The sequence below is a fragment of the Streptomyces olivaceoviridis genome (assembly GCF_014650115.1).
Lineage (GTDB): Bacteria > Actinomycetota > Actinomycetes > Streptomycetales > Streptomycetaceae > Streptomyces > Streptomyces olivaceoviridis.
The window spans coordinates 23,129-45,459 of record NZ_BMUI01000039.1 but is presented as its reverse complement, the minus strand read 5'-3'; the positions used below and the strand labels follow the sequence as shown (position 1 = coordinate 45,459).

Genomic DNA, 22,331 nt, shown 5'->3' with positions numbered 1-22,331 from the left:
GAGGCGCTTGTTTCGAACAGGTGCGGATTGCCCGGGTTTTCCCGGAACGATTCGCAACTGCTCACGCGCTTCACCGGCACCCTACCGCCCGCCGTTGTCAGTGGTTGTCAGTAGGATCGCGGTTCGCGATCGACGTCCGCCTGACACGGGGCGGCGGATGAAACATCTCGGTCCGGCAAGGGAATTGGTGCGTAGTGAGCCACATCGTCGTCAAGCGCCCACCGCGGGCACTGCCGAAGGAAGTGCCCACGGACGAGGTCGTGCTGCAGGCTCCGCCGGAACTCCCGCGCGGTCAGCAGGAAGGCGCACTGATGCAGCTCCTGCCCATGCTGGGCATGGGCGGATCCGTGGTGTTCTTCTTCAACCCTCAGGCCCAGCCCTTCATGAAGATCATGGGCCTGGTGATGGTGGCCTCGACGATCGCCATGGGTATCTCGATGCTCGTCCGCTACCGCCGCGGCAATCAGGGACAGATGGCCGACCTGCGCCGTGACTACCTCCGTTATCTGTCGCAGACCCGTCGCGCCGCCGTGGAGACCGCGCAGGCCCAGCGCGACACCCAGTACTACCTGCACCCTTCGCCGGAGCAACTGTGGGCCCTGGTCGCCGAGGGCAGCCGGGTATGGGAACGGCGCACCGCCGACGAGGACTTCGGGCAGGTGCGCGTGGGACTCGGTCCGCAGGCCCTGGCCACGCCCCTGTTCCTGCCCCAGACCGCCCCGGTCGACGAGCTGGAGCCGCTGACCGCCGGCGCCGTGCAGCGCTTCCTGGCGACGCACAGCACCCTCGACGACCTGCCGATGGCGGTGTCGCTGCGCGCCTTCTACCACGTGACGATCAGCGGCGAGCCGGGCACCGTGCGCGGAACCGCCCGCGCCGTCACCGCCTCCCTCGCCTCGCTGCACTCCCCCGAGGACCTGGTCATCGCCGTCGTCACCGCACGCGAGTCGGCGCCCGAATGGGAGTGGGCCAAGTGGCTGCCGCACGTGCAGGCTCCGGGCGTCACCGACGGCGCCGGCAGCATGCGCCTGATCGGCGCCGACCCGGTCGAGCTGGAGGACCGGCTCGCCTCCCGTCTGGAGGGCCGCCCGCGTTTCCACCCGTCCGGGCCGCCCGTGCCCGAACAACCCCATCTGGTGGTGGTACTCGACGGCATCTCCCTTCCGCCCACCTCTTTGCTGGCCAACCCCGAGGGCCTGCAAGGCGTGACGGTCCTGGAGGTCGTACCGGGCGACCTCACCATCGGGCGCGGCGACCTGTCGGTCGTCGTGCAGCCGAAGGAGCTGCGCCTGGAGTCCGCCCACGGCATGGTCTACGAGGGGACCCCGGACGTCCTTTCGTACGAGGCGGCGGAGGCGTTGGCGCGTCAGCTGGCGCCGCTGCGCATGGCATCGGGCGGCGACGACGACGAACCGCTGCTCGCCAACCTGGAGTTCACCGACCTGCTGAACCTGGGTGACGCCGCGTCGGTCGACCCGAAGCGGACCTGGCGGCCCCGCTCGCAGTCGGAGCGGCTGCGCGTGCCGATCGGTCTCGGTGAGGACGGCCGGCCCGTGATGCTCGACCTCAAGGAGGCGGCGCAGGAGGGCATGGGTCCGCACGGCCTGTGCGTCGGTGCGACCGGTTCCGGCAAGTCCGAGCTACTGCGCACGCTGGTCCTCGGCCTCGCCGTGACCCACTCCTCCGAGACGCTGAACTTCGTCCTCGCCGACTTCAAGGGCGGTGCCACGTTCGCGGGCATGGCCCAGCTGCCGCACGTGGCGGCCGTGATCACCAACCTCGCGGACGACCTGACCCTCGTCGACCGCATGGGTGACTCCATCCGCGGTGAGCTGAACCGCCGCCAGGAGATGCTCCGGGACGCCGGCAACTACGCCAACATCCATGACTACGAGAAGGCACGCGCGGCGGGTGCCCCGTTGCAGCCGATCCCGTCCCTCGTCCTGGTGATCGACGAGTTCAGCGAGCTGCTGACCGCCAAGCCGGACTTCATCGAGATGTTCGTGCAGATCGGCCGAATCGGCCGTTCGCTGGGCGTGCACCTGCTGCTGGCCTCGCAGCGCCTGGAGGAGGGCCGTCTGAGGGGTCTGGAGACGTACCTCTCCTACCGGATCGGTCTGCGGACGTTCTCGGCGGCCGAGTCCCGCGCCGCGCTCGGCGTCCCGGACGCCTACGAGCTCCCGAACGTCCCCGGTTCCGGCTTCCTGAAGTTCGGCACGGACGAGATGGTGCGCTTCAAGGCCGCGTACGTCTCCGGGGTGTACCGCACCAGCTCGCAGCAGGCCGCGGTGCTCGGCGGTCCGCTGCCCGTCGACCGCAGGCCGGTCCTGTTCACGGCGGCCGAGGTCCCGGTGCAGTACGTGCCGATCCCGCATCAGCGGCAGGAGGAGGAGACCGGCAAGCGGCAGGACGACGCGCTCGCCGACACCGTCCTCGACGTGATCGTGCGGCGCCTGGAGGCGCAGGGCCCGGCCGCCCACCAGGTGTGGCTGCCCCCGCTGGACAGCCCGCCGTCGCTCGACGCGCTGCTGCCGGGGCTCGCCCCGGTCCCCGGCCGCGGTATGACCCAGCCGGGCTACGAGGGTGCGGGCAAGCTGGTCATCCCGGCCGGTCTCATCGACAAGCCGTACGAGCAGCGGCGCGACCCGCTCTGGCTGGACTTCGGCGGCGCGGCCGGTCATATGCAGATCATCGGCGGCCCGCAGTCCGGCAAGTCGACGCTGTTGCGCTCGATCATCGCGTCGTTCGCACTGACCCACACCCCGTGGGAAGTGCAGTTCTACGGCCTGGACTTCGGTGGTGGCGGCATGGCCTCGGTGGCCGGCCTGCCGCATGTGGGCGGTGTCGCGTCCCGTCTGGACCCGGAGAAGGTCCGGCGCACGGCGGCCGAGGTGTACGGCGTCATGACCCGGCGCGAGGAGTACTTCCGTTCGGCGGGCATCTCCTCCATCGCGGAGTTCCGCACCCGTCGCGCGCGGGGGGACATCTCGGTGACCGACCAGCCCTGGGGCGACGTCTTCCTGGTCATCGACGGCTGGGGCAACTTCCGCACGGACTACGAGGCGCTGGAGCCGCTGGTGCTGGACATCGCCGCGCGCGGTCTGGGCTACGGCATCCACCTCGTCCTGACCGCCTCGCGCTCGATGGAGGTCCGCGCGAACCTCAAGGACCACCTGATGAACCGCCTTGAGTTGAGGCTGGGCGACCCCATGGACTCCGAGATCGACCGCAAGGTCGCGGCGAACGTCCCCACTGGTGTGCCGGGCCGCGGTCAGACCCCGCAGAAGCAGCACTTCATGGCGGCGGTCCCGCGCATCGACGGCCTCTCGTCCGACACGGATCTCGCGGAGGCGACGACCGCCCTCGCGGCCGAGGTCACCCGCCACTGGCAGGAGCCGGGCGCGCCCGAGGTGCGCCTGCTCCCCCGCGAGTTCCCGGCCGCGCAGCTTCCGCCGGGCGACCGTTTCCCGAACCGCGGCATCTCCTTCGCCCTCGACGAGGACAACCTGGAGCCGGTGTTCGTGGACTTCGAACAGGACCCGTTCTTCCTGGTGTTCGGGGAGAGCGAGTCCGGCAAGTCGAACCTGCTGAAGCTGCTGATCAAGCGCCTGACCGAACGGTACGACGGCAACACCTGCAAGCTCTTCGTCGTCGACAACCGCCGCTCGCTGCTCGGGGTGACCCCGAAGTCGCACCTGGCCGAGTACATCCCCATGTCGAACCAGATGCAGCACCACATGGACGCACTGGCCGACCTGATGCAGCGCCGCACCCCGACCGCCGATGTGACCCCGGAGCAGCTGCGCAACCGCAGTTGGTGGCGGGGTCCCACGGTGTACGTCGTCATCGACGACTACGACCTCGTGTCCACGTCGAGCGGCAACCCGCTGGCGGGCCTGACGGAACTGCTGCCGTTCGCCCGCGACGTCGGCGTCCGCTTCATCATCGCCCGCTCCACGGCGGGCGCCGGCCGCGCCGGCTACGAGTCCTTCATGCAGCGGATCAAGGAACTCGGCGCCCAGGGCGTGGTCCTCGCGGGCGATCCGGCCGAGGGTGACCTCCTGGGCGGCGTCCGACCGCGGCCGATGCCGGCGGGGCGTGGCATCTTCGTTTCCCGGAAGCGGGGGAAGCCCATGGTTCAGGTGGGATTGATGGATGCGGAGATCTGAGGACGTAGACACTGCTGATCTGGCGAGGCCCCCGCTCGTTGGCGGGAGCCGGGAAACGAGGGGAACCGCGCATGGCGTGGGACGAGTGGGAGCAGCTGAAAGCAAAGGCAGCACAGAACCAGTCCGCACACATGCGGCTCAACCATGTCACGCCCGACAACGGAGGCGGCGAAAGTACGCGTGGTGATCTCACCGTGCACCAGAAGGACCTCGCCGCGATCGGTTCCGCTGCTCACGAACTGTTCCAGGACTTCGGCCGGTTCAGCGACCACGCCCGTATGTCCTCCATCAAGGCGGCCGGAGGCCTCAAGAGTGAGGGGTTCGACATCGGGGCTGCCCTCGATCACGTAGCCGGACGCTGGGTGGACCAGGTGCAGAGCCTCCTCGACGCCTGCGCCCACATCTCCAACCACCTCCGCTACACCAAGGATCAGCACGCCGCCGACGAGTCCTACATCGCCGGCACTCTCAGCAGCATCTCCCAGCTCGACCAGGGCTTCGACGAGCGGAAGGGCAGCTGACGACCATGGATCTCGATGCCCTGCGCTACGGAAACTTCTCGCAGCTCGGAGAGGCCATCACCGACTGGGAGGAGATGACCAGGAACCTGGCGACGCTGAAGGAGGACGCCCAGACCAACCTGAAGAGTCGTGCGGACAAGGCGCACTGGGCTGGTGTCAACGCACAGGTGAGCCGGGAGTTCATCGGCAAGACCGCGGAGGAGTTCGCGGACGCCCACACGCAGGCGGACTCCATCACGAAGATCCTCAAGGACACCCGCGGCGAACTCATCGGCTACCGAGACGAGCTGAACGAAACCCTCGAACGCGCGCCGTACAAGTACTGCACCGTGATCGATACCGGGGGCGGGACCTTCACCGTCAGCGGCAATCCTCGTCCCGACTGGGCTTCCGATCCCAGTGGCAGCACAAGCGCGGTCAGCCAGGAAGACGTCGAGGCCCTTCGAAACGAGATTCAGCGCATTCTCAGCAAGGCGACCGAGAGCGACAGTACTGCGGCCAAGGCGCTCAGACTCCTGGTCGACCAGGCAAAGTACGGCTTTTCCGGCGCCCACTACGAGAACCGGGACGACGCCGCCAAGGCCGTCGCGGACGCCGACCTGATGGCCAAGATCCTTGCGAAGAATCCGCACGACGTGACGAGCACAGAGCTCGCCTCACTCAACTCCACCCTGGCCAAGTACAAGAACGACCCGCTGTTCGCGGAAGAGTTCGCCACACAGGTCGGCCCCAGGAAGGTGCTGACCTTCTGGGCCGGCATCGCCGACCCCTACCAGGGAACTTACGACCCCGACCGCGCCAAGCAAGCCAAACAGCTCCAGAAGAACCTCGGGATCATCGTCGGTCAAGCCACCCTCTCGGACAGCGACAAAATGCAGAACTGGGAGCGGCAGATGATCCAGCTGGGTCCCGACCAGCTCGGGATCGACGACGCGAGCAACCCAACTGGTTACGCAGTCATGAGTAACCTCATGCGCTTCGGCGACTACGACGACCAGTTCCTCAACGACTACGGCGACAAGCTCCTCGCATACGACAAGAAGATGAACGGCCAGGGTATCAACGCCTGGGTCAACAACTTCAACGACGGCGACCTCAATTACTGGGGCTACAAGAACGATCGCGGCCGCGACCCCATGACCGGATTCCTGGAGGCGCTCGGCCATAATCCGGACGCATCGGCACAGTTCTTCGCCCAGCCCGACGGCAGCGGTGCCACAGTCAACAAGAACTCCGAGGTCAACGCGCACCTGCAGTACCTGACGAAGGAGCGGGTCTGGGTCTCCGACGCCACGATGCAGGGCAACCACGACTACGTCGCAGCACGCAATTCACTCGGGCGCGCGCTGGAAGCAGCCACGACCGGCTACTCTGCTGATGCCTCCCCGAAGGACGTCGCGGCGGGTGACCGTCGCACTGCGGCCACGGCCGGTGTCATGGAACAGGTCGCTTACCTCTACGGTGGAGCGGACGGCCCGAAGATGCTGCACGATCAGCCCGAACTGGCAGACAGCCTCGGAAAGATGGCCGGTGCGTACATCGATGACATCGACTACGAACTGTCCGGCATCGGCGACCACAGCAAGGACGCTCTCGACTTCCCCGCTCGATATGCCGGACGAGCCCAGTTCGGCAACCAGGGAGCCATCGATTTCCTGAGCGTCCTCGGCCAGGACGAGAACTCACACAAGGCCGTGACAGCCGCCCAGCATGTGTATACCTTGAGCATGCTCGACGCCCATCCGCCGACCAGTGATGCGCATATGAATCAGGCTCGGGACATCATGTCGGTAGGCGCGGAAGCCCGCGGCATCCTGGACAATTCCCGCGTGGAGCAGGCGGCAACGACGTACGGTGAGAACTCAGAGGAAGCCAACAAGGCACTGGGCCGGTCGGGTGACTGGAAGAAACTGCTGGTCGGAGCAGTAGTGGCAGGTGGGGTCGCCTCCATTCCGCTCCCCGGTTCGACGGCTGCCGCAGTCGTCATCGCCCCCGTCGCGGCGGACACCATCACCAATGCGGCCAATACGCTGCTCGGGCACGAAATCGACAAGGCGACGGATGACGCAGAGTCCGATCCTCTGGTCCCGTCACAGATGACGAGCCGTGAATTCTACGGACGAGGGGTCGATGATCTCGGATCGACCTATGATGCGTACTTCAAGGACCACCCAAACGCCAGGGCTGTCGCCGACCAGCAGCAATGGGTCGAAGAAACAAAGAGCAGTTACCTGGGCACCGGCTCCCACGAGAACGACTACCGTGGCCGGCCTCCCTACAAGGATTGAGCAGGGGCGTAAAGTGCTGCGAATCGCAAGGAACGGTATATACGGGACGGCTCTCTCTCTTACGGCTGTGGCGCTTCTTGTGACAAGTTGCAGCAGTGATGCTGATCGAGAGCAGGCGAAGACGTCTGGCACGGCCGCGAGCAAGACTTGCGACGGAGCACTCGACGCTCCCGCCCGGCAAGCGCTCCAGAACCTGGCCGGCACTGATCAGTTCGACGAATCCACTGGTGCCGCCGGCGAGGCAGGACAGCCTCGTACGTTTTCCATACAGAACGCAGTCAAGCATCTGCACGACGATTATCGTCAGCGCGCAGCTTGCTGGGTGTACAAGACCGGCGACGAGAGCGGGAAGCCACTTCTTGAAATCCGTTTCTCGGCAGCCCAGAGTTACCCCAAAGCGTCCGGCAAGGAATCCGACAACAGCAAGGTCAGATACCCCGTGGGACTGTATGCCCAAGTGGGCCGCGACGGAGCTGACCTGTTCTTCCGGTGCGCCACCGGAGCAGGCTCCAAAGGCGCGTACATCGGCGACACGAAGTATGTGAAGGCGGAACTGTATTCCACTGGCTCCCAATTGCGCGGGAACAGCGTCGACAAAGACCGTATGGTGATCCTCAACTCCATCTCCCGCAAGGTGGCTGAGGAGGCAGGCTGCGCTTCGGAAGCCGACCTGCCGACTGCGGTGCCCGATGCGTGATCGAGCCCGTGGCCGCCCCCTGGTCGGCTTCCTGCCCGACAAAACAGCAGGGTGGGCGCCTCCCGCGCGCGCCCACCCTGGAGTTGCTTCGTCGCTTCTGCGAGCCTCGGCCTAGCGGAAGTAGCTGGCCGCCTTCTTGTCGCCTTCCATGTACGTACCGCCGGACTGGGCGACGACGTGGCCGATGCCGGTCAGCGCCTGGTGGATGTCGTTCGCTTCCTTGTCCCAGTGGTTCAGCTTCTCGTGGAAGGTGTCCTGGGCCTGGCCCTCCCAGTACTGCAGGCTGCTCACGACCAGCCGGCGCAGCTCCTGCAGGTCCTGCTCCAGCAGGCTCGCCTCGTTGCCGATCTTGGTCGCCGCGACGTCGAGCCCGTCATAAGTGACTGACAGGCCGTCAGCGTTGTTGGCCATACCTGTTACCTCGTCTCGCTGATGTGTATCCGGTGGATGCGCCGGGTTGGCCCGGCTGAAGTCCTGGTTGTCGCTCGGTCAGTAGGAGCTGAGCGGAGACACGGTGGGAGCGCCGTCCCGGACGTCGATCTTGTTGACGGCCGCGCGGACCTCGTCTTCCTTACTGTCCTTGATGTTGCGCGTCGCGGTCATGGCCTCGATGACGTCACCGAGGATGCCGCCGATGGCCTGGAGCGACTGGTTGATCTCGTACTGCTTAGAGTCGAAGGCGGCACGACCGATACCGTGCCACTGGCCCTCCAGGCCGTCGATCACGCCCTGCAGACCGTGCACCCGCTTCCGGATGCCGTCGTACTTCTCCAGCATCTGCTTCTGCAGGTGGACTACTGCGGCATCTTCGAGCTTCTGCTTGTTCTCGGCCATCTCAGCCCTTTCTCTGTCTGTCTCGTTGGTCCAACTGTCTTGGCCCACTACCGCACAGTGCGGTACGGCGGCGGGCGCGTACTGCACGCCCTATCCGAAGAGCACAGGGCTACAGACGGCTGACGACGTCACCTGGCGCGCCGCGCCCGCGCGACAGCCAGCCCGCCACCGCCGATCACGACGATGGCGGCTACGGCGCCGAGCACGACCCAGAGGGTGGTGTTGTCGTTCGACGACTGCGTGCTTGATCCTGCCGCCGAAGTCCCGCCGGTAGAACCCTTTTCGGGGGCCTGTGACGGGGTTGATGCGGAGGAGGAAGGGGCGGACGGGGACGAGGAGGAGGAAGACGTGGAGGCCGCCGCGGACTTGGCCAGCAGGTCGCCGCCGTTCTCCGCCGCGAGCGGGTCCACGTTGGGCGGGCCGGCGTCGTAGTTGCGGTTCGCAAGAACGAGACGGGGTCGAATGAGCCCATAGCCGGCGTACTTGCTCGGGTCATTCTTCGCCCAGGTACGGCCTGCGGTGTCGATCAGAGCACGGGCAACTTGGTTCACCGTCCAGTCAGGGTGTGCGGACCAGATCAGGGCGGCGGCACCCGAGGCGATCGCGGCTGCCGAACTTGTACCGTTCACATCGTCGCAGTACGAACGGAAGCTGCCGTCACACCAACCTGGAAAGCCCTGACCGGGAGCCGAAAGGTCCACGTAGTTGCCAGACGAGGAGAACTTCGAGACCGTGAGGGACTTGTCAACCGATGCGATGCCGATCACGTACGAATAAGCGGCCGGGTAACCGATGGTGTCCCCTGCCTTCCGGCCGTCGTTACCGACAGCCGCTATCAGCAGCTTGCCCTTCGAAGCGGCGTACTGGACAGCCTCCTCCTCCCTGGAGCTCGGCCCCTGCGCACCGAAAGACATATTGATGATCTTCGCGTCGGTGTCCGCAGCCGCCCTGATCGCCTCAGCAGGCTCCGGCGTCTTGTTCAGCTCAGCCGGATTGCCCTTCAAGTCGTCGAACTTGACACGATACGGAACGATTCTGGCTCCCGGAGCCAGGCCCCTCAGCCCGCCGCCCGCACCCGTTCCCGCGATCAACTCGGCAGTGGTCGTCCCGTGACCGTCGTAATCATCCGTGGCACGGTAGGCAACCGACTTCGGAACCTCGCCGGTCAGCACTTGCCCCTTGAGCGACGACGTGTTCGCGTTCACTCCGCTGTCAATGACAGCGACCTTCACACCCTTACCCGTGCTGACCTTCCACATCTGCTCAGCCTGCATCGGGCCCAGGTACCACTGCTTCGCCTGGACATCATCCGCAGCAGCATTCGGCGCAAACCCCACAGTCGCGGCCACCAGGGCGCCGACGGCCGCGCCCACAGCACGCACTCGTCTACCGCTGCACGTCCCGTCGAGCGCAGCCTGCTCGGCTCGTCGGCTGATCCCTGACTTCATCGTCTTCCGTGTCCTCGCTCGCGGTCAGTTCGCCACCGGCGGCACATCACGCCGGGGTTTCTCGGGCAACTGCGTCTCTTCGTCCCCGTTCTCGGCCTTCCCCTTACGGCCGGCACCGCGCACGAGACCGGCACCACCACGCGTCATACCGTTCCGCTCGGCACCCGCAGCGGAGTTCCGCCCGGTCGGCCTGCCGGTGACAACATCGGACACACCGGCACCGGTACGAGACCCGGAAGATCCAGCCGGCTTCGCACCGGGCCGCGCTGCGGACTCGGGCGCTCCGAAGACACCACGCTGACCGAGCCGACCGGCCGTGGACTGGGAACTGGCCTGTCCCTCGGCTCCGATGACCGTGCCACGGGGAATCCTCGTCCCGCCCTTCGCCGGACCACCGGTGGCCGTGGGGCGCCCCCCGACGACTCCGTTGGAGCGGCCGGCGCCGGTGGTCGGCGTGGCGTTCCCTCGGGGTGCCGCCGTGCCGCCGGGCCGCGGCGTACCACCTGTGACCGCACGGCCCACCGGAGACGCTGTACCCCTGCCGGCGGGCTGTCCCGTCGACGTGGCACGCCCCGTCTGGTTCATGGGTCCTTGTGCCGCGGTGCGTCCCGGGCCGCCCTGGGGATTGGTCGGCCCAGCCGTACCTGCACGCCCCTGAGCGAAAGGAGGGTTACGGTACCCGGCCGAACCACTCAGGCTTCGGCCGGACGTCGGATTGGGCAGCGGAACCCGGTAGCCGGTGCCGCCCAACGGGTCGGGCTGACCGCCTGCCGGAGGCGTGCCCGTGACCGGCGGGGTGGGGCCGGTCGTGTGTGTGGTCGTGGGAGGAGGCAGCGTGCCGGTGCTGTCGATGTTCGTACCGACGGACGGCTCCTCAGGGAGCTGGACCGTATGGTTGCTGTGCGTCGTCGGGGCGTGGTGCGGGGTGGTGTCGTTGGTGACGTGGTGGGCAACATTGTCTGCCCCTACCGCAGTTGTGTGATGACCGATGGCGGGGGCCGAGCCGGTTCCTGTGTGCGAGCCAGTGCCGGACGTGGGAGAACTTTCCCTGAACCGCTGCGAGGGCCGAGGCACGCCCACGTCGGGCATCGACGTGAAGTTCGGCGCCTTGGCGGGCAGGGCAGCCAGAACCTCTTCCGAGACCGCGTAGTACGACGCCAACCGATTCATCTGGTTGATCGCCTCTTGGCGGTGCTTCTCCACCTGAACGGCGTGGTCGTACTCCGTCTTGTTCGCGGCCTTCTCTGCCTCGGTGAACTTCTCGGGCCGCTTCGGGTTTGCCCTGGTGTCACGAGCCGGCATGCCACCACGCACAGCCGCGAGGCCCACGGCGGCTGCGGTGATCTGGTCGCCCGCCGCCCCGGCGAACTCACTCAAATGGTGGGTGTTGGTCACGAGATTCTCGCCCCACGTGCGGAATTGGTCTCCCGACACTCCCACCCAGGGGACCTTGTCGATGTAGGCCTTGAGATCGTCGGCGGCCTTCTTGATGGCATCGCGCGCGTCCCAAAGCGCCTTGCCGGAGGATTCGAGATCCTCCGGGTCTGTCCGCTCGACCAGATCAATCATCTGGTTCAGGTCGAGGTCGCGCTTGTCGAAGTCTGACCTGGCGGCAACGGCCCGCCCGAAGGGCGTGGTTTCGACCACGGAGCGCACCATGCCATTGAGGAAGCCGCCGCGCGGTCCGTCCTCGATACCGCGGACGATGTCCGTCACGGTGTTCTGCTGAGAGACGCGATGCAGATCGTCCTTGTGCTGCTTGTCCGTCATCGTCACGCCTTCGTCTTGGTGCCGCTGCTGGCGTGCTGCTTGTCGTCCGCCCTGGGCTGGAGCTTCTTGATCTCCGCCTGGATCACCCAGAACCGCTGACGCTGCTCCTCTTCCAGACTGTCGAAGCCGTTGCGCGCACCGGCGACCGCGATGCCGATCGCCTCGATCTGCAGGTGCAGGCTCTTGGACAGGGTCGTTAGTTCGTGATGGACCCTGCTGTACTGCTTGTACAGCCCGTGCGCCTCAGGGAACTCGCTCTCCCCACCAGACGTCAGCGACGCAGCCCTGATCGTCTGAGCACCGACCTTCGCCGGGTTGCCCGCGGACCCTTCGAGAGCGCTCAGCACCTCGTCCACTTGACCCACGAACTTGCCCAGCGCCTCGCCACTGGCCTCCAGGTTCGCCGCCCTGGTCGCCGACACGCCCCTCACCATGTCTGACGGAAGCACGACGCTCCACCCCGTTTCCCCGTACATCCATCGGCTCCTCCGGAGCGAGGGCCGACCAACCGTTCGCCGTACAATCGCAAAGCGAGCCGCGTCTCACAACGCGTTTACCACTCTAGTCAACCCGTCCAACCGGTCCAACCGGGCAGGCCTGTTGGCTCGACTTCACCTAAGACCCAGGTGCCACACTTGGTCGGAATTGCCCGTTTCTAGTGAGCGAACGCGCACGGCGACACAGTCGCGCCCCACCAGTTCGTCGACCAGCGATGCATCAACCTGAAAGCTTGAGCGCGGGCACCCTCATGCGATCTACAGCAAACCTCCACGCCTCGATGCTGCCCCCGGACAGTTCCAGTCGAAACAACGTCACCTCGCGCGCCGCGCCAGCACAACCGCCACACCTTCGGGCCGTCGTTCCCAACAGCCTCGGACGCACCCACGCCAGCGCGAGACCCGGAAGAGCCAGCCGGCTTCGCACCGAGCCCCGCCACGGACTCGACTCGGCAATTGGCCTGTCGTTCGGCTCGGATGGCCGTGGCGCGGGACGCGTATGCCGTGGGGCCTCGCGGGGGTTCGACATCCTCGGGGTGACTATCCTCGACGCAGGTCGATCACCCTATGCAGGTCGAGGTCATGCTTGTCGTAGTTCGTGCTGGTGGCGACAGCCCGCCCGAACAGGCCGACCGCAAGAACGAACGAATCTCCCGAGTTCAGTTCCTTCGCTGACCGGCGCCAATTGACCTCGCTACCACGAGTGACTCAGCCAAGACGCTCCCGGCGCCCGGCCCGCGGTGCGGGCGGCGTCAGACATAATCGCGTCCCATGACCGTACTGATGCCTGTGCTCATGATCCTGGTCGTGGGAGGGATCTTCGCCCTCGTCATCACCATGATGGTGCGCGCCCAGCGGAACCGGGCGCGCGGCGTGCAGGAGAGAGCCGCGGCGATCCGACTCGCCCAGGAGCGCGGCTACGGCTACCAGCAGGCCACATACGGGCTGATCGACGGGCTCTGCGGCATGGCGCCGCTGCCCGTCAGCGGGCACAACCTGCGGGCGGAGCACTACATCACCGGGGAGTTCCGGGGTCGTGGCTTCCGCTGCTTCGAGTATGTGACCGGCACCCTCGACGTCCACGACGGGCCGGGACGGAACCAGCCCGTCTTCTGGACGGTGTTCGCGGTCGCTGCGCCGGGCCCTGGGCCCGAACTGGTGGTGCGACGGCCGCAGGCGCTCGACGGGATGACACAGCGTGGCCGTGTGGTGCAGCTCGGCGTGCCGGAGTTCGACGAGGCGTTCCGGGTGATCACGGATGACGAGTCGTTCGCCCGTGACGCCCTGGCGGGCGACGTGGCGCCCTTCCTGACCGCGCAGCCGCAGGCCGTGCGGGACTTCCCGGTCCGGCTGCACAACGGCGAGCTGCTCACCTGGCGCCGGGGCCGGCTGAGCCCGCAGGACTTCGACGAGCGGCTCGGCTACCTGTGCGATGTGCTGGACCGGATCCCGCCGCGGGTCTGGTCGGCGGTCTGAGACCGCCGACCCGGGCGTCAGGCGGCTTGGTCCGCCCGTACGGAGCGGACGAACTGCTTGAAGTCGTCCAGCACCGCCGCCAGCTGTTCCGGCTTCGCCGTGAGTACCAGCTCGATCACTGCCCGCTGTGACGGACGGTCCACATCCTCCAGGCCCAGGTAGACCTGGCTCTGCACCAGTTCGAGCGGTTCTCCGTGCAGGGTGGTCGACAGGCGCAGGTTCTGGACGACGCCCGGTGAGTCGGTGAGCCCCGGGATGTCGGGGGTCCCCACCTCTTCCTGCTTGGTGACCTGCACGGTGCCGGCCTGCCCGAGCCGCCGTACCGACTCGTCGGCGATCTGCCGCATGGTGGCGCTGTCGTTGCGCATCCCGCCGGCGATGGTGATGTTCGCCGTGAACCCGTCGATGGAGGCGGGGTGCAGAGCGACGAAGGCCGCATCGGGCGCCCCCACCTCGTCCGGCGGCGCCGATCGCCAGCCGTCCGGCAACGAGAACGAGATCTTGACCGGCAACGTGCCCGTCATCGTGAACCCACTTCCTTGCTGAGCCTCATCGCAAGCCTAGAACCACTTGCCGAGCGTGTGGTCGTACGCCGAACCCGCGGCATCGCCGATCGCGTCCGCGGCGTCACCGACGGTGTCGACGACCTCTCCCGGATCGACGGTGACCTGGAAGCCCACCTTCCCACCGAGCCCCAGTCCGGCACCGACCTCGCCGCCGACGTGGTACTTGCCGTCGTCGCCCTTGCCGACGTCGACGCTGGCCGAGGCGCCCGCGCCGGCCCACGCCTCGCCGGTCACACCGGCACCGACACCGCCCACGTCCGCTGCGGCCGACCCCTCGGCCTTCGCACCGGCGAAAGCCTCCGCGCCCCCGTGCAGGCCGTCCTTGCCGATGGTGGCCTTCGCTTCGGCGTTGGCACCCGCCAGGGCGCTGCCCTGGGCCTGAAGGCCGAGAATGCCGTACTCGGCCTTGCCGCCGGCCTCGGCCTTGGCGAGATATATGCTGGCCGTCCCCTTCAGCTCCAGGTTCCCGTCGGTGATGCCGGCGACCGCGGAGGCGTCATAGCCGAGCAGCGAGACGCCCGCGTTGCCGGACAGCTTGACGCCGCCCACCGTGGTCTCGCCCTTGGCGTCCGCGGACCAGACATTGGCACCGCCGCTGAACTCGGCGATCTTCACCGACCAGCTGACCTTCTTCGGCGCGTCGGGGTCTTCCGACGTGGCGTTGGGATCCTGGTAGCCCCATTGACGCTTCCGCTTGTCGGCAGGGTTGTTCCCGTACTGCCACAGCTCGTCTTCTTTGACGGTGGTCTGGCCGAGCCCGAGCTCCTTGGCGAGCTGCCGGGCCTGGGTCAGCCAGCTCGGGCTGTCCTTGGCGCCGCCGGACAGCTTCCCCAGCTTGGACGACAACGTTTCGGCCTCGTGCTCCAGCTGCGTGCGCGCGGTGCTGAGCACCTGCTGCGCTCCCGCGTGGTCGCCCTTGTCCCACTTCTCTATCGCGTCGGCCGCCTGACCCTGCGCCCAGTGGAGCATGCTGGTGTACGACTTGATGGCGCCGGCCGCACCTGCCATGTGGTCAGAGGCGATGTACCAGTTGCCCTTCTCGCCGTTCAGGCTCTTCCAGAACGCGTCGCTGGCCTCTCCGTGCCAGCCGGGGACCTTCACGTCCCGCAGATTGGACCCGACCTTGTCGAACTTGTCCGACCAGTGCTGCATGGTGTCTGCGAGCTCGGTCAGCGCGTGTACGTCACCGGGAATGAGCTCCTTGGGGTCCTTCGTCGACCCGAGTGCGGCTGCCACTGCTTCCCCCGCTCTTGCCTTACTTGCCCTGGTTCGTCTTGACGGAGTTGGCCGCGTCCCGGACCTGCCCGTCCGTGTCCGTCAAGGTGCCCGATGCCGAGATCAGCCCGGCCGCGCGCTGGGCCGTGCTGCCGCTGAGGATCTGCGCGCCCGCCTGCCAGGTAGCGCAGAACGCCACGAACGACGAGGACGCCGACGAATGCCCGAAGGACGAGCTCCGTCCCGCCGACTCCTCCAGATCGAAACCCTCGGTCGGGCGCAGGGCCTCGACGACGTCTTTGGCGCCCTTTTTGAGAGTCTGTGAATCCGCACCCAGATCAGGATCAGCCACGACTGCCCTCCCCTTCATCAACTCCTGCCGAAACAGTGCTCATTGACGCACCTAATGATCGGCGCGCGAAGTGTAGCATCGGCACCTACGAGCACCAGAAGGCGAAATCGACGATGAACTTCGACGACCTGCCGCATCCGACGAAACGGCGCAACGTGGTCATCGTCAACGACCACGAAATACCGCGCCGTTACTTTCTCATGGCTGCCGCTGGTGTCTTCGTTCTCTTCGGCGGCGCTTTCAGCGGCATCGTCTGGGCGAGCTGGTCCGATGCCCAGGAGAACTCCCGCGGTGACGAGGAGGTCTCCGCCCTCGTCTCCCTCGCGCAGCGGCGGGGATGGACGTACCGGGCGCGGGTCGCGGGGGGCGCCGACCGTTACGAGGGCGCCGCGCCCTTCCCTGACGTGTCGTCGGGACTGAGCGTGTGGGACTGCGTCGAGGGCCGGCATCGTGGTCGTACCGTTCGCTGCTTCGAGTACCGCGACGTGCGGACCGTCCAGTCGGCGGGCCCCGGTCGCCCCCTCACGAAGACGTCGTACTACGCCGTCTTCTCGGTCACCGCTCCGGACACCGTCCGGGGTTCCGTGCTCCGTTCAGCGGACGCCGACGGCCCGCTCCGATTCGACGGGGGCGAAGTCATCACCTGGACCAGGGGCCGGCTCCGGGAAGAAGACGTCCTGCCGAAGCTCGATTACCTTTGCGATGTCCTCGACCGCGCGTTTGATTCCCGGTGACGATTCCCGGTGAGGGTTTCCGGCAGGCCAAGTGAAGGACTGCGTCGGCGGGATGGAGGATTCATGAAGCTTCTCGGGTGCCAGTATGCTTCGGGCGTTCTTTCGTCCTGATACCCGGAATGGAGCCCCCCATGGCGATAGCCCGCACGTCCGCAGCAGCATGGAGTATTTCGGCTGTGGCCGCTGGTGTGCTGCTCGTCGGCTGTTCGGGATCGGTCACCGTGGAGAAGTCCGAGCCGAAGCTCTCCGCCGGCAAACTGGCCGACACGGTGTCCGAGAAGCTCGCGGCACAGACGGGCCGGCCGAAGCCGGACGTCACCTGTCCGGAGGACCTCGCGGGCAAGGTCGGCACCACCACCCGTTGCACGCTCACCGCCGACGACGGCAGCACGCTGGGCGTGACCGTGACCGTCTCCTCCGTGAAGGGGAGCCGGATCGACTTCGACTTGAAGGCCGACGACAAGGCCTCTCCGCCGGCGAGCTGACGCGGGCCCCTTCCCGGCGAACAGAGCGGTACGACGTGCGGCGGCGGTGCCTCGGGGGCACCGCCGCCGCACCATGTCGCCGTCACCGACCGGCGCCGGAGAGCCGCCGTCAGGAGGTGCGCGGGCGGCCACCGCGCCTGCGGCGCGCGTCGCGGACCGCCACCGCCGTGCCCGCCAGGCCCGCCACCAGCACCAGGCCCCCCACGACCGTGTACGTCGCCAGGCGGTTGTCGCGCTCCTCGGCCGTCTCGCCGAAGTGCAGGGGGGTGACCGACGGGGCCTCTCCCCTGGCCACGCCGTTCTCGGGTTTCGGGGACTCGACGGGGTGCGCCGGGTCCACCTCCGTGAGCGCCTTCACGGGGTCCACCACACCCCAGCCCACCAGCCGGTCACGCCCGGCAATCGCGCGTTCCGCGGTCTGTTCGATCTGGGCTACGACCTGCTGGGCCGTCCAGTCGGGGTACTTGGACTTCAACAGGGCGGCGACCCCCGCGACATAGGGCGCCGAGAAGCTCGTGCCGTTGTCCGAGCAGTGGCCGTTGCCCGGGACCGTGGAGATCATGTCGACACCGGGAGCCGAGACCCCCACGAAGTCTCCCGACTGTGAGAACGCGGCGCGTTCGTTGTTGCGGTCGGAGGCCGCCACCGCCAGGACGCCTTCGTACGACGCCGGGTACGTGACCTTGACGTTGCCGCCCAGGCCGTCGTTGCCTGCGGACGCCACGACGACGACCTTCTGGCCCAGGGCGTAGTCGACGGCGTCCTTCAGCTTCGAGGTCTTCGGGTCGAGCGCCTCGGCCGTGTCCTGGGAGATGTTGATGACGTCGGCGCCCGCCTGGACCGCGTACGTGATCGCCGAGGCCAGTGAGTCAGCCGTGCCGTCGCCCTCGGCGTCGTTCTGCTTGATCGGGATGATCGTGGCGTCCGGGGCCAGGCCCACGAAGCCCGTGCCCTTGGCCGGGCGCGCCGCGATGATGCCTGCCACGCGTGTGCCGTGGCCGACCGTGTCGGTGGTGCCCGACTTGTTGCCGCGGTCTATCTTCTCGCCCTTGCGGTTCTTGTCGGGCAGCAGGTTCTTGCCCTTGGACGCGTCCACGGCCTTGGTGAGCTGCGGGTTCTTGACGTCTACACCGGTGTCGATCACGGCCACCTGGACGCCCTTGCCCGTGGACTGCGCCCACAGCTCGTCCAGGTTGACGCGTTGCAGCGCCCACGGCCGGCCCGCGTACGGCTTCGACGGGAACGTGCACTGGCCGTCGTCCGCCCGGGCCGGGGAAGGGGGCAGGGCGAGCACCGTGGTCGCCGCGGTGAGGGCCACCGCGGCGGCCACGACCACTGCTCGGGTCGCGGCTCCCGACGTCCTTGCCTTCAGCATGAGTCCGTTCTCCTCCGCGCGCCGCTACGAACCCTGCGGCTGCCGCGCCGCCGCCTCCGACAGGCGCGGGCCCGTCGGCAGGAAGGTCGACCACTCCAGCGGGATGGGCGTGGGCGTCAGCTTCTCGTAACCGAGGCGGGTCTGGGCGATCTTCGCCTCGGCCAGTTCCTCCTTGCGTTTCTTGGCGGAGGTGCCGATGCCCTTGTCCTCGGTGGCGCTGTCGCTGTTGGACTGCAAGGCGTAGCGCAGGCCCGTGTCGGTCACCAGGAAGACGCCGCCGGCCGTGGTCTCCGTGCCCTGGAACTGACGGTAGAGCTGACCGGAGCCGGCGGTGACGTAGGCACTGGAGGAACCCGTGGGCAACTGGGCGGGGAAGTCCTTGCCGACCCAGGTGGACAGGGTCGTCGCTCCCTTGGCGCCGACCGACCGCAGCACGTTGCAGACCGTGTTGCGGCCGCTGGTGGCGCTGGAGCCGTCGTTCACCGTCCTCGGCTTGTACGCCGGCCAGTTCTTGTCCTCGTCGAAGGCCGTGCTGTCGGCGACCGCGCCGGGGCTGACCTGCTGCGCCTCGCCGGCCTGGCCGACGCCGACGAGCTGACCGCTGTTGAGCAGGAGCGTGGCGGTGAACTCGGAGATACGGGCCACCTCGCCCCGCAGGACGACGTAGTACCGCAACACCTGTCCGTCGTAGGCCTTGATGACCTCGCCGACCTTGTCGTACTGCGCGGGCATGATCCCTGCGTCGGCCTTCGCGCCGGGTGTGCCCTCGATCGGCGGGATGGCGATCGGGGTGCCCTTGCGGAGGGTGTCGAGCCATTCCTGGGAGACGCGCTGCGGGGCACGGCCCCGGGTGTCGAGGGCTTTGAGGAGTTCCTTGTCGCCCGGGTCGGCGAGCTTGTACGCCGTGCCCCGCGCGTCGACGACGTACTGGGTCTTGCCGTCCGGGCCGACGACGTACATCAGGTCGCCTCGGGTGAGCCTGTCGGCCCCCTCCGTTTTGGACCACTCCTTCTGCGCGAGGACGAACGCCGCCTTCTGGATGGCCCGGCCGCCGTCGGCGGGCCGCTCGCAGACCGCCCAGCGCTTGGCGGCCTCGGCCTCGTCCGGGGAGGGCAGGCGATCGGGCGCGTACGGGATGCCGATGGTGGCGCCGTGCGGAGGCTTGCCGCTGTCCAGGATCTTCTCGTCGACGGTGATGACGCTGGCCTTGCCGGGGTCCAGGAGCAACTTGGCCGAGGCCATGTTGAGGACGGGGTGCAGCTGTTTCTGCTTGCCCGTCTTGAGAACGACGTACCGGGTGGTCGACTTGCTGGCGACGATGACGTGTTCCTCGGGGGTGTCCCAGCCCTTGGGTGCCGTCGGGCTGAACATGCCGATCGCGCCGAACACCGCGAGGGTGACCACACCGACGACGACGCCGGGGACGAGTGCGCCCAGCGGCTTGGGAGCGCCCTCCTCCGAGCCGGAGGGGGAAGGTCGCAGGAAGGACGCCAGCGTGCGGCGCTTCGCGAAGGTGTAGGCGTTGAGTTCGTCCCGCCGTGATGCCATCTGTGTCCGCTCTCTCCCCGTTGCGGAGCCGTGGGGGACCTGTGAAGATCCGTCCCCCGTCCTCGGTTTGCCTCTGGTGCCTCGACTGTCAGACCCGGCCCCTACTATGCCTGTTGCGAGGACGTGCTGGTGGCACGGGTAGGGTGCTCAGGGCTTGAAGGGACCGGAGCGCAAGGGAATTCGGGAGAGTTCGGGGGTTTTGAAGTGATGGCTTCCGCAACGCGGACCCGGTCGCGATCGCAATCGGGGTCACGATCGAGTGGCGCGCGCCGGTCGGGTGCCCGCGGCTCTTCCTCCGGGCGGGACGGCACCCGCCAGGCACCCACGCCCTACCAGGGCGCTTTCGCGCCGCGTCTGGAGTCCCGCTCGGGCCGTGGCGGTTCGTTCGCGGTGCAGCGGCTGGTGCTGCTGGAGATCGCGGGCGCGCTCGCGCTGTGCGGGTGGCTCATCGGCACGATGGCGCTGATCGCCGTCGCCCCCGTCTCCCTGGTGCTCGTGGTGCTCGCCGTCGTGCGGCGCCGGGGACGCTCCCTGCCGGAATGGCTCGGCACCCTGCTGGCCATGCGGTCCCGCACACGGCGGGCCGCGAGCACTCCGGTGCCGCCGGGGACCGACTCCGGTCTCGCGCCCGCCGTGGAGTGCGACCCGGCCTTGCGCGCGTTCAGCTTCAACCGCGGTGACGACCGCGATCAGCGGCCGATCGGCATGGTGGGGGACGGCGGCTTCCTGACCGCGGTGCTCCAGGTGGAGTCGGACGTCGACGCGCTCCGCGCGGAGCGCGGGAGGCGACCGCTGCCGATGGCCCTCGTCCGGGACGTCCTCGAAGTCGACGGCATCCGGCTGGAGTCGGCGCAGATCGTGGTGCACACCCAGCCCGCGCCCGCGCTGCACCTGCCTCAGCAGTCCGTCGTCGTCAGCAACTACGCGCCGTTGCAGGCCCAGACCGGCTCCCCCGCGGTCCGTATCACCTGGATCGCACTGAAGCTCGACCCCGAGCTGTGCCCGGAGGCGGTGGCCGCCCGCGGCGGCGGGCTGCTGGGGGCGCAGAAGTGCCTGGCACGCTCGGCCGAACACCTGTCGAGCCGGCTGACCGGCGCGGGGCTCCGGGCGAACGTGCTCACCGAGGAGGAGCTGACGGCCGCCATCGCCACCTCCGCGTGTGCCAACCCGATGGTGACCGCCCAGGCCGGGCGGGGCGAGGCGCCGCAGCGGCGAACCGAGGAGTCCAGCCGCAGCTGGCGCTGCGACAACCGCCGGCACACCACCTACTGGGTGCGGCGCTGGCCCCAGCTCGGCGGCTCCGGCGGCTCCCTGGCCCAGCTGGTGGCACAGCTGACCGCCGTGCCCGCGCTCGCGACGACCTTCAGCCTGACGCTGGCCAAGGGCGCGCAGCAGGACGTGACCGTCACCGGCCATGTGCGGATCACCGGCCGCAGCAAGCAGGAACTGACCGACGCGCGGCGCGATCTGGAGCGTGCGGCGCAGCAGGCACGCACCGGGCTCGCACGCCTGGACCGTGAACAACTCCCCGGCGTTCTGGCCACCCTGCCGCTCGGAGGTGCCCGCTGATGACCATGACGACCTCACCCACCCCGTCCGGTCCGGGTCTCGGTGAGCGGCTGCGCACCGGCTTCGGCCTGCTCGGCCCCCGTCACCCGCGGCACACCCTGCCCGTGGAGCAGGTGGACGCGCTGACCCTGCCCATCGGCGACGACGGTGTGGTGGTCGGCGTCAACAACGAGGGGCAGCCCGCCGTCCTCGGGGTGAACCGCCCCACGCCGTACGACATCGTGCTCATCGGCGGCCTGTGGACCGCGCAGGTCATGGCCCTGCGCTCCGCCGCCACCGGTGCCCGGGTCGCGGTGGAGACCGGGCGGCCGCAGGCGTGGATGCAGATGGTGCATGCCATGGGCGGTGGGCAGAACGGGTTGTCCGTGTACGACGTCGGGCGGGTGCCGCCGCAGGGTGCCTCCGCCGGTACGCCGGTGCTGGTGGTGCGGGACTGCGGTATGCGGCCCCCGCGCGGCCGGGTGGTGTCCGGTCCCTGGCAGTCCGTGCTGACCCTGCTGCCGTATCTCAGCCCCGTCGCGCCCCGGCTGCTGCGGCAGGCGCGGCTCGCCGGTATCCAGCGGGTCTCGCCGGACGAGGCGGCCGAACTCGGGCGCACGATGGGGCTGTCGCGGACCGAGGTGGAGTCACTGCCGGGGCTGCCCGACGGCGTCACCCTGTGGTGTACCGACCGTGACCGGCAGTACGTGCTGACCCAACCCACCGACGCCGAGATCGGATTGTTGGGCACACCCCGACGGATGGACTGAACTGCCCTTTTCCATCCCTTTTGTTCAGGGTGTTGTGC

Annotated in this window: 19 protein-coding genes; 9 read left to right on the top strand and 10 right to left on the bottom strand. The window is 68.0% G+C overall.

What is annotated here, in order from left to right:
- The first annotated feature begins 194 nt into the window (after positions 1-194).
- From eccCa to IE273_RS38795, 4 genes are all read left to right on the top strand, one after another.
- Positions 195-4,169, top strand: coding sequence for a type VII secretion protein EccCa (eccCa, locus tag IE273_RS38810; RefSeq protein WP_189819841.1), 3,975 nt, complete (start codon positions 195-197; stop codon positions 4,167-4,169).
- Between the two features lie 71 nt (positions 4,170-4,240).
- Positions 4,241-4,690, top strand: a complete 450-nt coding sequence (locus IE273_RS38805; protein ID WP_189819840.1) for a hypothetical protein — start codon at positions 4,241-4,243, stop codon at positions 4,688-4,690.
- A 5-nt stretch (positions 4,691-4,695) separates the two neighbouring features.
- A complete protein-coding gene (locus IE273_RS38800; protein WP_189819839.1) occupies positions 4,696-6,978 on the top strand; it encodes a DUF6571 family protein in 2,283 nt (760 codons plus the stop codon).
- 67 nt (positions 6,979-7,045) lie between these two features.
- Positions 7,046-7,675, top strand: a complete 630-nt coding sequence (locus IE273_RS38795; protein ID WP_189819838.1) for a hypothetical protein — start codon at positions 7,046-7,048, stop codon at positions 7,673-7,675.
- A 111-nt stretch (positions 7,676-7,786) separates the two neighbouring features.
- On the opposite strand, the gene IE273_RS38790 is transcribed toward IE273_RS38795, so the two are convergent.
- The 5 genes from IE273_RS38790 to IE273_RS38770 form a co-directional block, all read right to left on the bottom strand.
- The gene (locus IE273_RS38790; RefSeq protein WP_189819837.1) at positions 7,787-8,086 is read right to left on the bottom strand and encodes a WXG100 family type VII secretion target; all 300 of its coding nucleotides are present in this window, start codon (positions 8,084-8,086) and stop codon (positions 7,787-7,789) included.
- A 78-nt stretch (positions 8,087-8,164) separates the two neighbouring features.
- Positions 8,165-8,509 (bottom strand): WXG100 family type VII secretion target, encoded by a 345-nt coding sequence (locus tag IE273_RS38785; RefSeq protein ID WP_189819836.1) that lies wholly within the window; start codon positions 8,507-8,509, stop codon positions 8,165-8,167.
- A 128-nt stretch (positions 8,510-8,637) separates the two neighbouring features.
- Positions 8,638-9,891: a S8 family serine peptidase gene (locus IE273_RS38780; protein ID WP_373309470.1), complete on the bottom strand. Its 1,254-nt coding sequence runs from the start codon at positions 9,889-9,891 to the stop codon at positions 8,638-8,640.
- Positions 9,892-9,981: 90 nt separating this feature from the next.
- Entirely contained in the window at positions 9,982-11,727 is a 1,746-nt protein-coding gene (locus tag IE273_RS38775; protein WP_189819834.1) for a collagen-like domain-containing protein, read from the bottom strand.
- Positions 11,728-11,729: 2 nt separating this feature from the next.
- Positions 11,730-12,176, bottom strand: a complete 447-nt coding sequence (locus IE273_RS38770; protein WP_189819833.1) for a DUF2563 family protein — start codon at positions 12,174-12,176, stop codon at positions 11,730-11,732.
- 819 nt (positions 12,177-12,995) lie between these two features.
- Between IE273_RS38770 and IE273_RS38765 the strand changes: the two genes are divergently transcribed.
- On the top strand, positions 12,996-13,700 hold the full coding sequence (locus tag IE273_RS38765) for a hypothetical protein (protein WP_189819832.1): 705 nt from the start codon (positions 12,996-12,998) through the stop codon (positions 13,698-13,700).
- A 17-nt stretch (positions 13,701-13,717) separates the two neighbouring features.
- Here IE273_RS38765 and IE273_RS38760 read toward each other — a convergent pair whose 3' ends face one another.
- From IE273_RS38760 to IE273_RS38750, 3 genes are read right to left on the bottom strand one after another with little or no spacing between them, the layout of a single operon-like run.
- Positions 13,718-14,224: a hypothetical protein gene (locus tag IE273_RS38760; RefSeq protein ID WP_189819831.1), complete on the bottom strand. Its 507-nt coding sequence runs from the start codon at positions 14,222-14,224 to the stop codon at positions 13,718-13,720.
- A gap of 36 nt (positions 14,225-14,260) precedes the next feature.
- Positions 14,261-15,502: a putative T7SS-secreted protein gene (locus IE273_RS38755; RefSeq protein ID WP_189819830.1), complete on the bottom strand. Its 1,242-nt coding sequence runs from the start codon at positions 15,500-15,502 to the stop codon at positions 14,261-14,263.
- 19 nt (positions 15,503-15,521) lie between these two features.
- Positions 15,522-15,833: a hypothetical protein gene (locus tag IE273_RS38750; RefSeq protein ID WP_189819829.1), complete on the bottom strand. Its 312-nt coding sequence runs from the start codon at positions 15,831-15,833 to the stop codon at positions 15,522-15,524.
- A gap of 35 nt (positions 15,834-15,868) precedes the next feature.
- Here IE273_RS38750 and IE273_RS38745 point away from each other — a divergent pair, with 35 nt between their 5' ends.
- Together IE273_RS38745 and IE273_RS38740 are read left to right on the top strand one after the other, a co-directional pair.
- On the top strand, positions 15,869-16,567 hold the full coding sequence (locus tag IE273_RS38745; RefSeq protein ID WP_189819828.1) for a hypothetical protein: 699 nt from the start codon (positions 15,869-15,871) through the stop codon (positions 16,565-16,567).
- Positions 16,568-16,698: 131 nt separating this feature from the next.
- The gene (locus IE273_RS38740; RefSeq protein WP_189819827.1) at positions 16,699-17,052 is read left to right on the top strand and encodes a DUF4333 domain-containing protein; all 354 of its coding nucleotides are present in this window, start codon (positions 16,699-16,701) and stop codon (positions 17,050-17,052) included.
- Positions 17,053-17,161: 109 nt separating this feature from the next.
- Here the strand turns inward: IE273_RS38740 and mycP are convergent, their stop codons facing one another.
- Both mycP and eccB read right to left on the bottom strand, forming a co-directional pair.
- Complete coding sequence (mycP, locus tag IE273_RS38735; protein ID WP_189819826.1) at positions 17,162-18,427, bottom strand: type VII secretion-associated serine protease mycosin; 1,266 nt, start codon at positions 18,425-18,427, stop codon at positions 17,162-17,164.
- A gap of 24 nt (positions 18,428-18,451) precedes the next feature.
- A complete protein-coding gene (gene eccB, locus IE273_RS38730; protein WP_189819825.1) occupies positions 18,452-19,975 on the bottom strand; it encodes a type VII secretion protein EccB in 1,524 nt (507 codons plus the stop codon).
- A gap of 207 nt (positions 19,976-20,182) precedes the next feature.
- Here eccB and eccE point away from each other — a divergent pair, with 207 nt between their 5' ends.
- Positions 20,183-21,544, top strand: a complete 1,362-nt coding sequence (gene eccE / locus IE273_RS38725; RefSeq protein ID WP_189819824.1) for a type VII secretion protein EccE — start codon at positions 20,183-20,185, stop codon at positions 21,542-21,544.
- Positions 21,544-22,293: a hypothetical protein gene (locus IE273_RS38720; protein WP_189819823.1), complete on the top strand. Its 750-nt coding sequence runs from the start codon at positions 21,544-21,546 to the stop codon at positions 22,291-22,293. The genes eccE and IE273_RS38720 overlap by 1 nt, the downstream gene beginning before the upstream one ends.
- Positions 22,294-22,331: the final 38 nt, after the last annotated feature.

Bases quoted from the DNA above. Each gene is read 5' to 3' on its own strand.
- eccE (WP_189819824.1), top strand. From the start codon at position 20,183: ATGGCTTCCGCAACGCGGACCCGGTCGCGATCGCAATCGGGGTCACGA.
- IE273_RS38760 (WP_189819831.1), bottom strand. From the start codon at position 14,224: ATGACGGGCACGTTGCCGGTCAAGATCTCGTTCTCGTTGCCGGACGGC.
- IE273_RS38740 (WP_189819827.1), top strand. From the start codon at position 16,699: ATGGCGATAGCCCGCACGTCCGCAGCAGCATGGAGTATTTCGGCTGTG.
- mycP (WP_189819826.1), bottom strand. From the start codon at position 18,427: ATGCTGAAGGCAAGGACGTCGGGAGCCGCGACCCGAGCAGTGGTCGTG.
- IE273_RS38775 (WP_189819834.1), bottom strand. From the start codon at position 11,727: ATGACGGACAAGCAGCACAAGGACGATCTGCATCGCGTCTCTCAGCAG.
- IE273_RS38765 (WP_189819832.1), top strand. From the start codon at position 12,996: ATGACCGTACTGATGCCTGTGCTCATGATCCTGGTCGTGGGAGGGATC.
- IE273_RS38790 (WP_189819837.1), bottom strand. From the start codon at position 8,086: ATGGCCAACAACGCTGACGGCCTGTCAGTCACTTATGACGGGCTCGAC.
- IE273_RS38800 (WP_189819839.1), top strand. From the start codon at position 4,696: ATGGATCTCGATGCCCTGCGCTACGGAAACTTCTCGCAGCTCGGAGAG.
- IE273_RS38785 (WP_189819836.1), bottom strand. From the start codon at position 8,509: ATGGCCGAGAACAAGCAGAAGCTCGAAGATGCCGCAGTAGTCCACCTG.
- IE273_RS38720 (WP_189819823.1), top strand. From the start codon at position 21,544: ATGACCATGACGACCTCACCCACCCCGTCCGGTCCGGGTCTCGGTGAG.
- IE273_RS38805 (WP_189819840.1), top strand. From the start codon at position 4,241: ATGGCGTGGGACGAGTGGGAGCAGCTGAAAGCAAAGGCAGCACAGAAC.
- eccB (WP_189819825.1), bottom strand. From the start codon at position 19,975: ATGGCATCACGGCGGGACGAACTCAACGCCTACACCTTCGCGAAGCGC.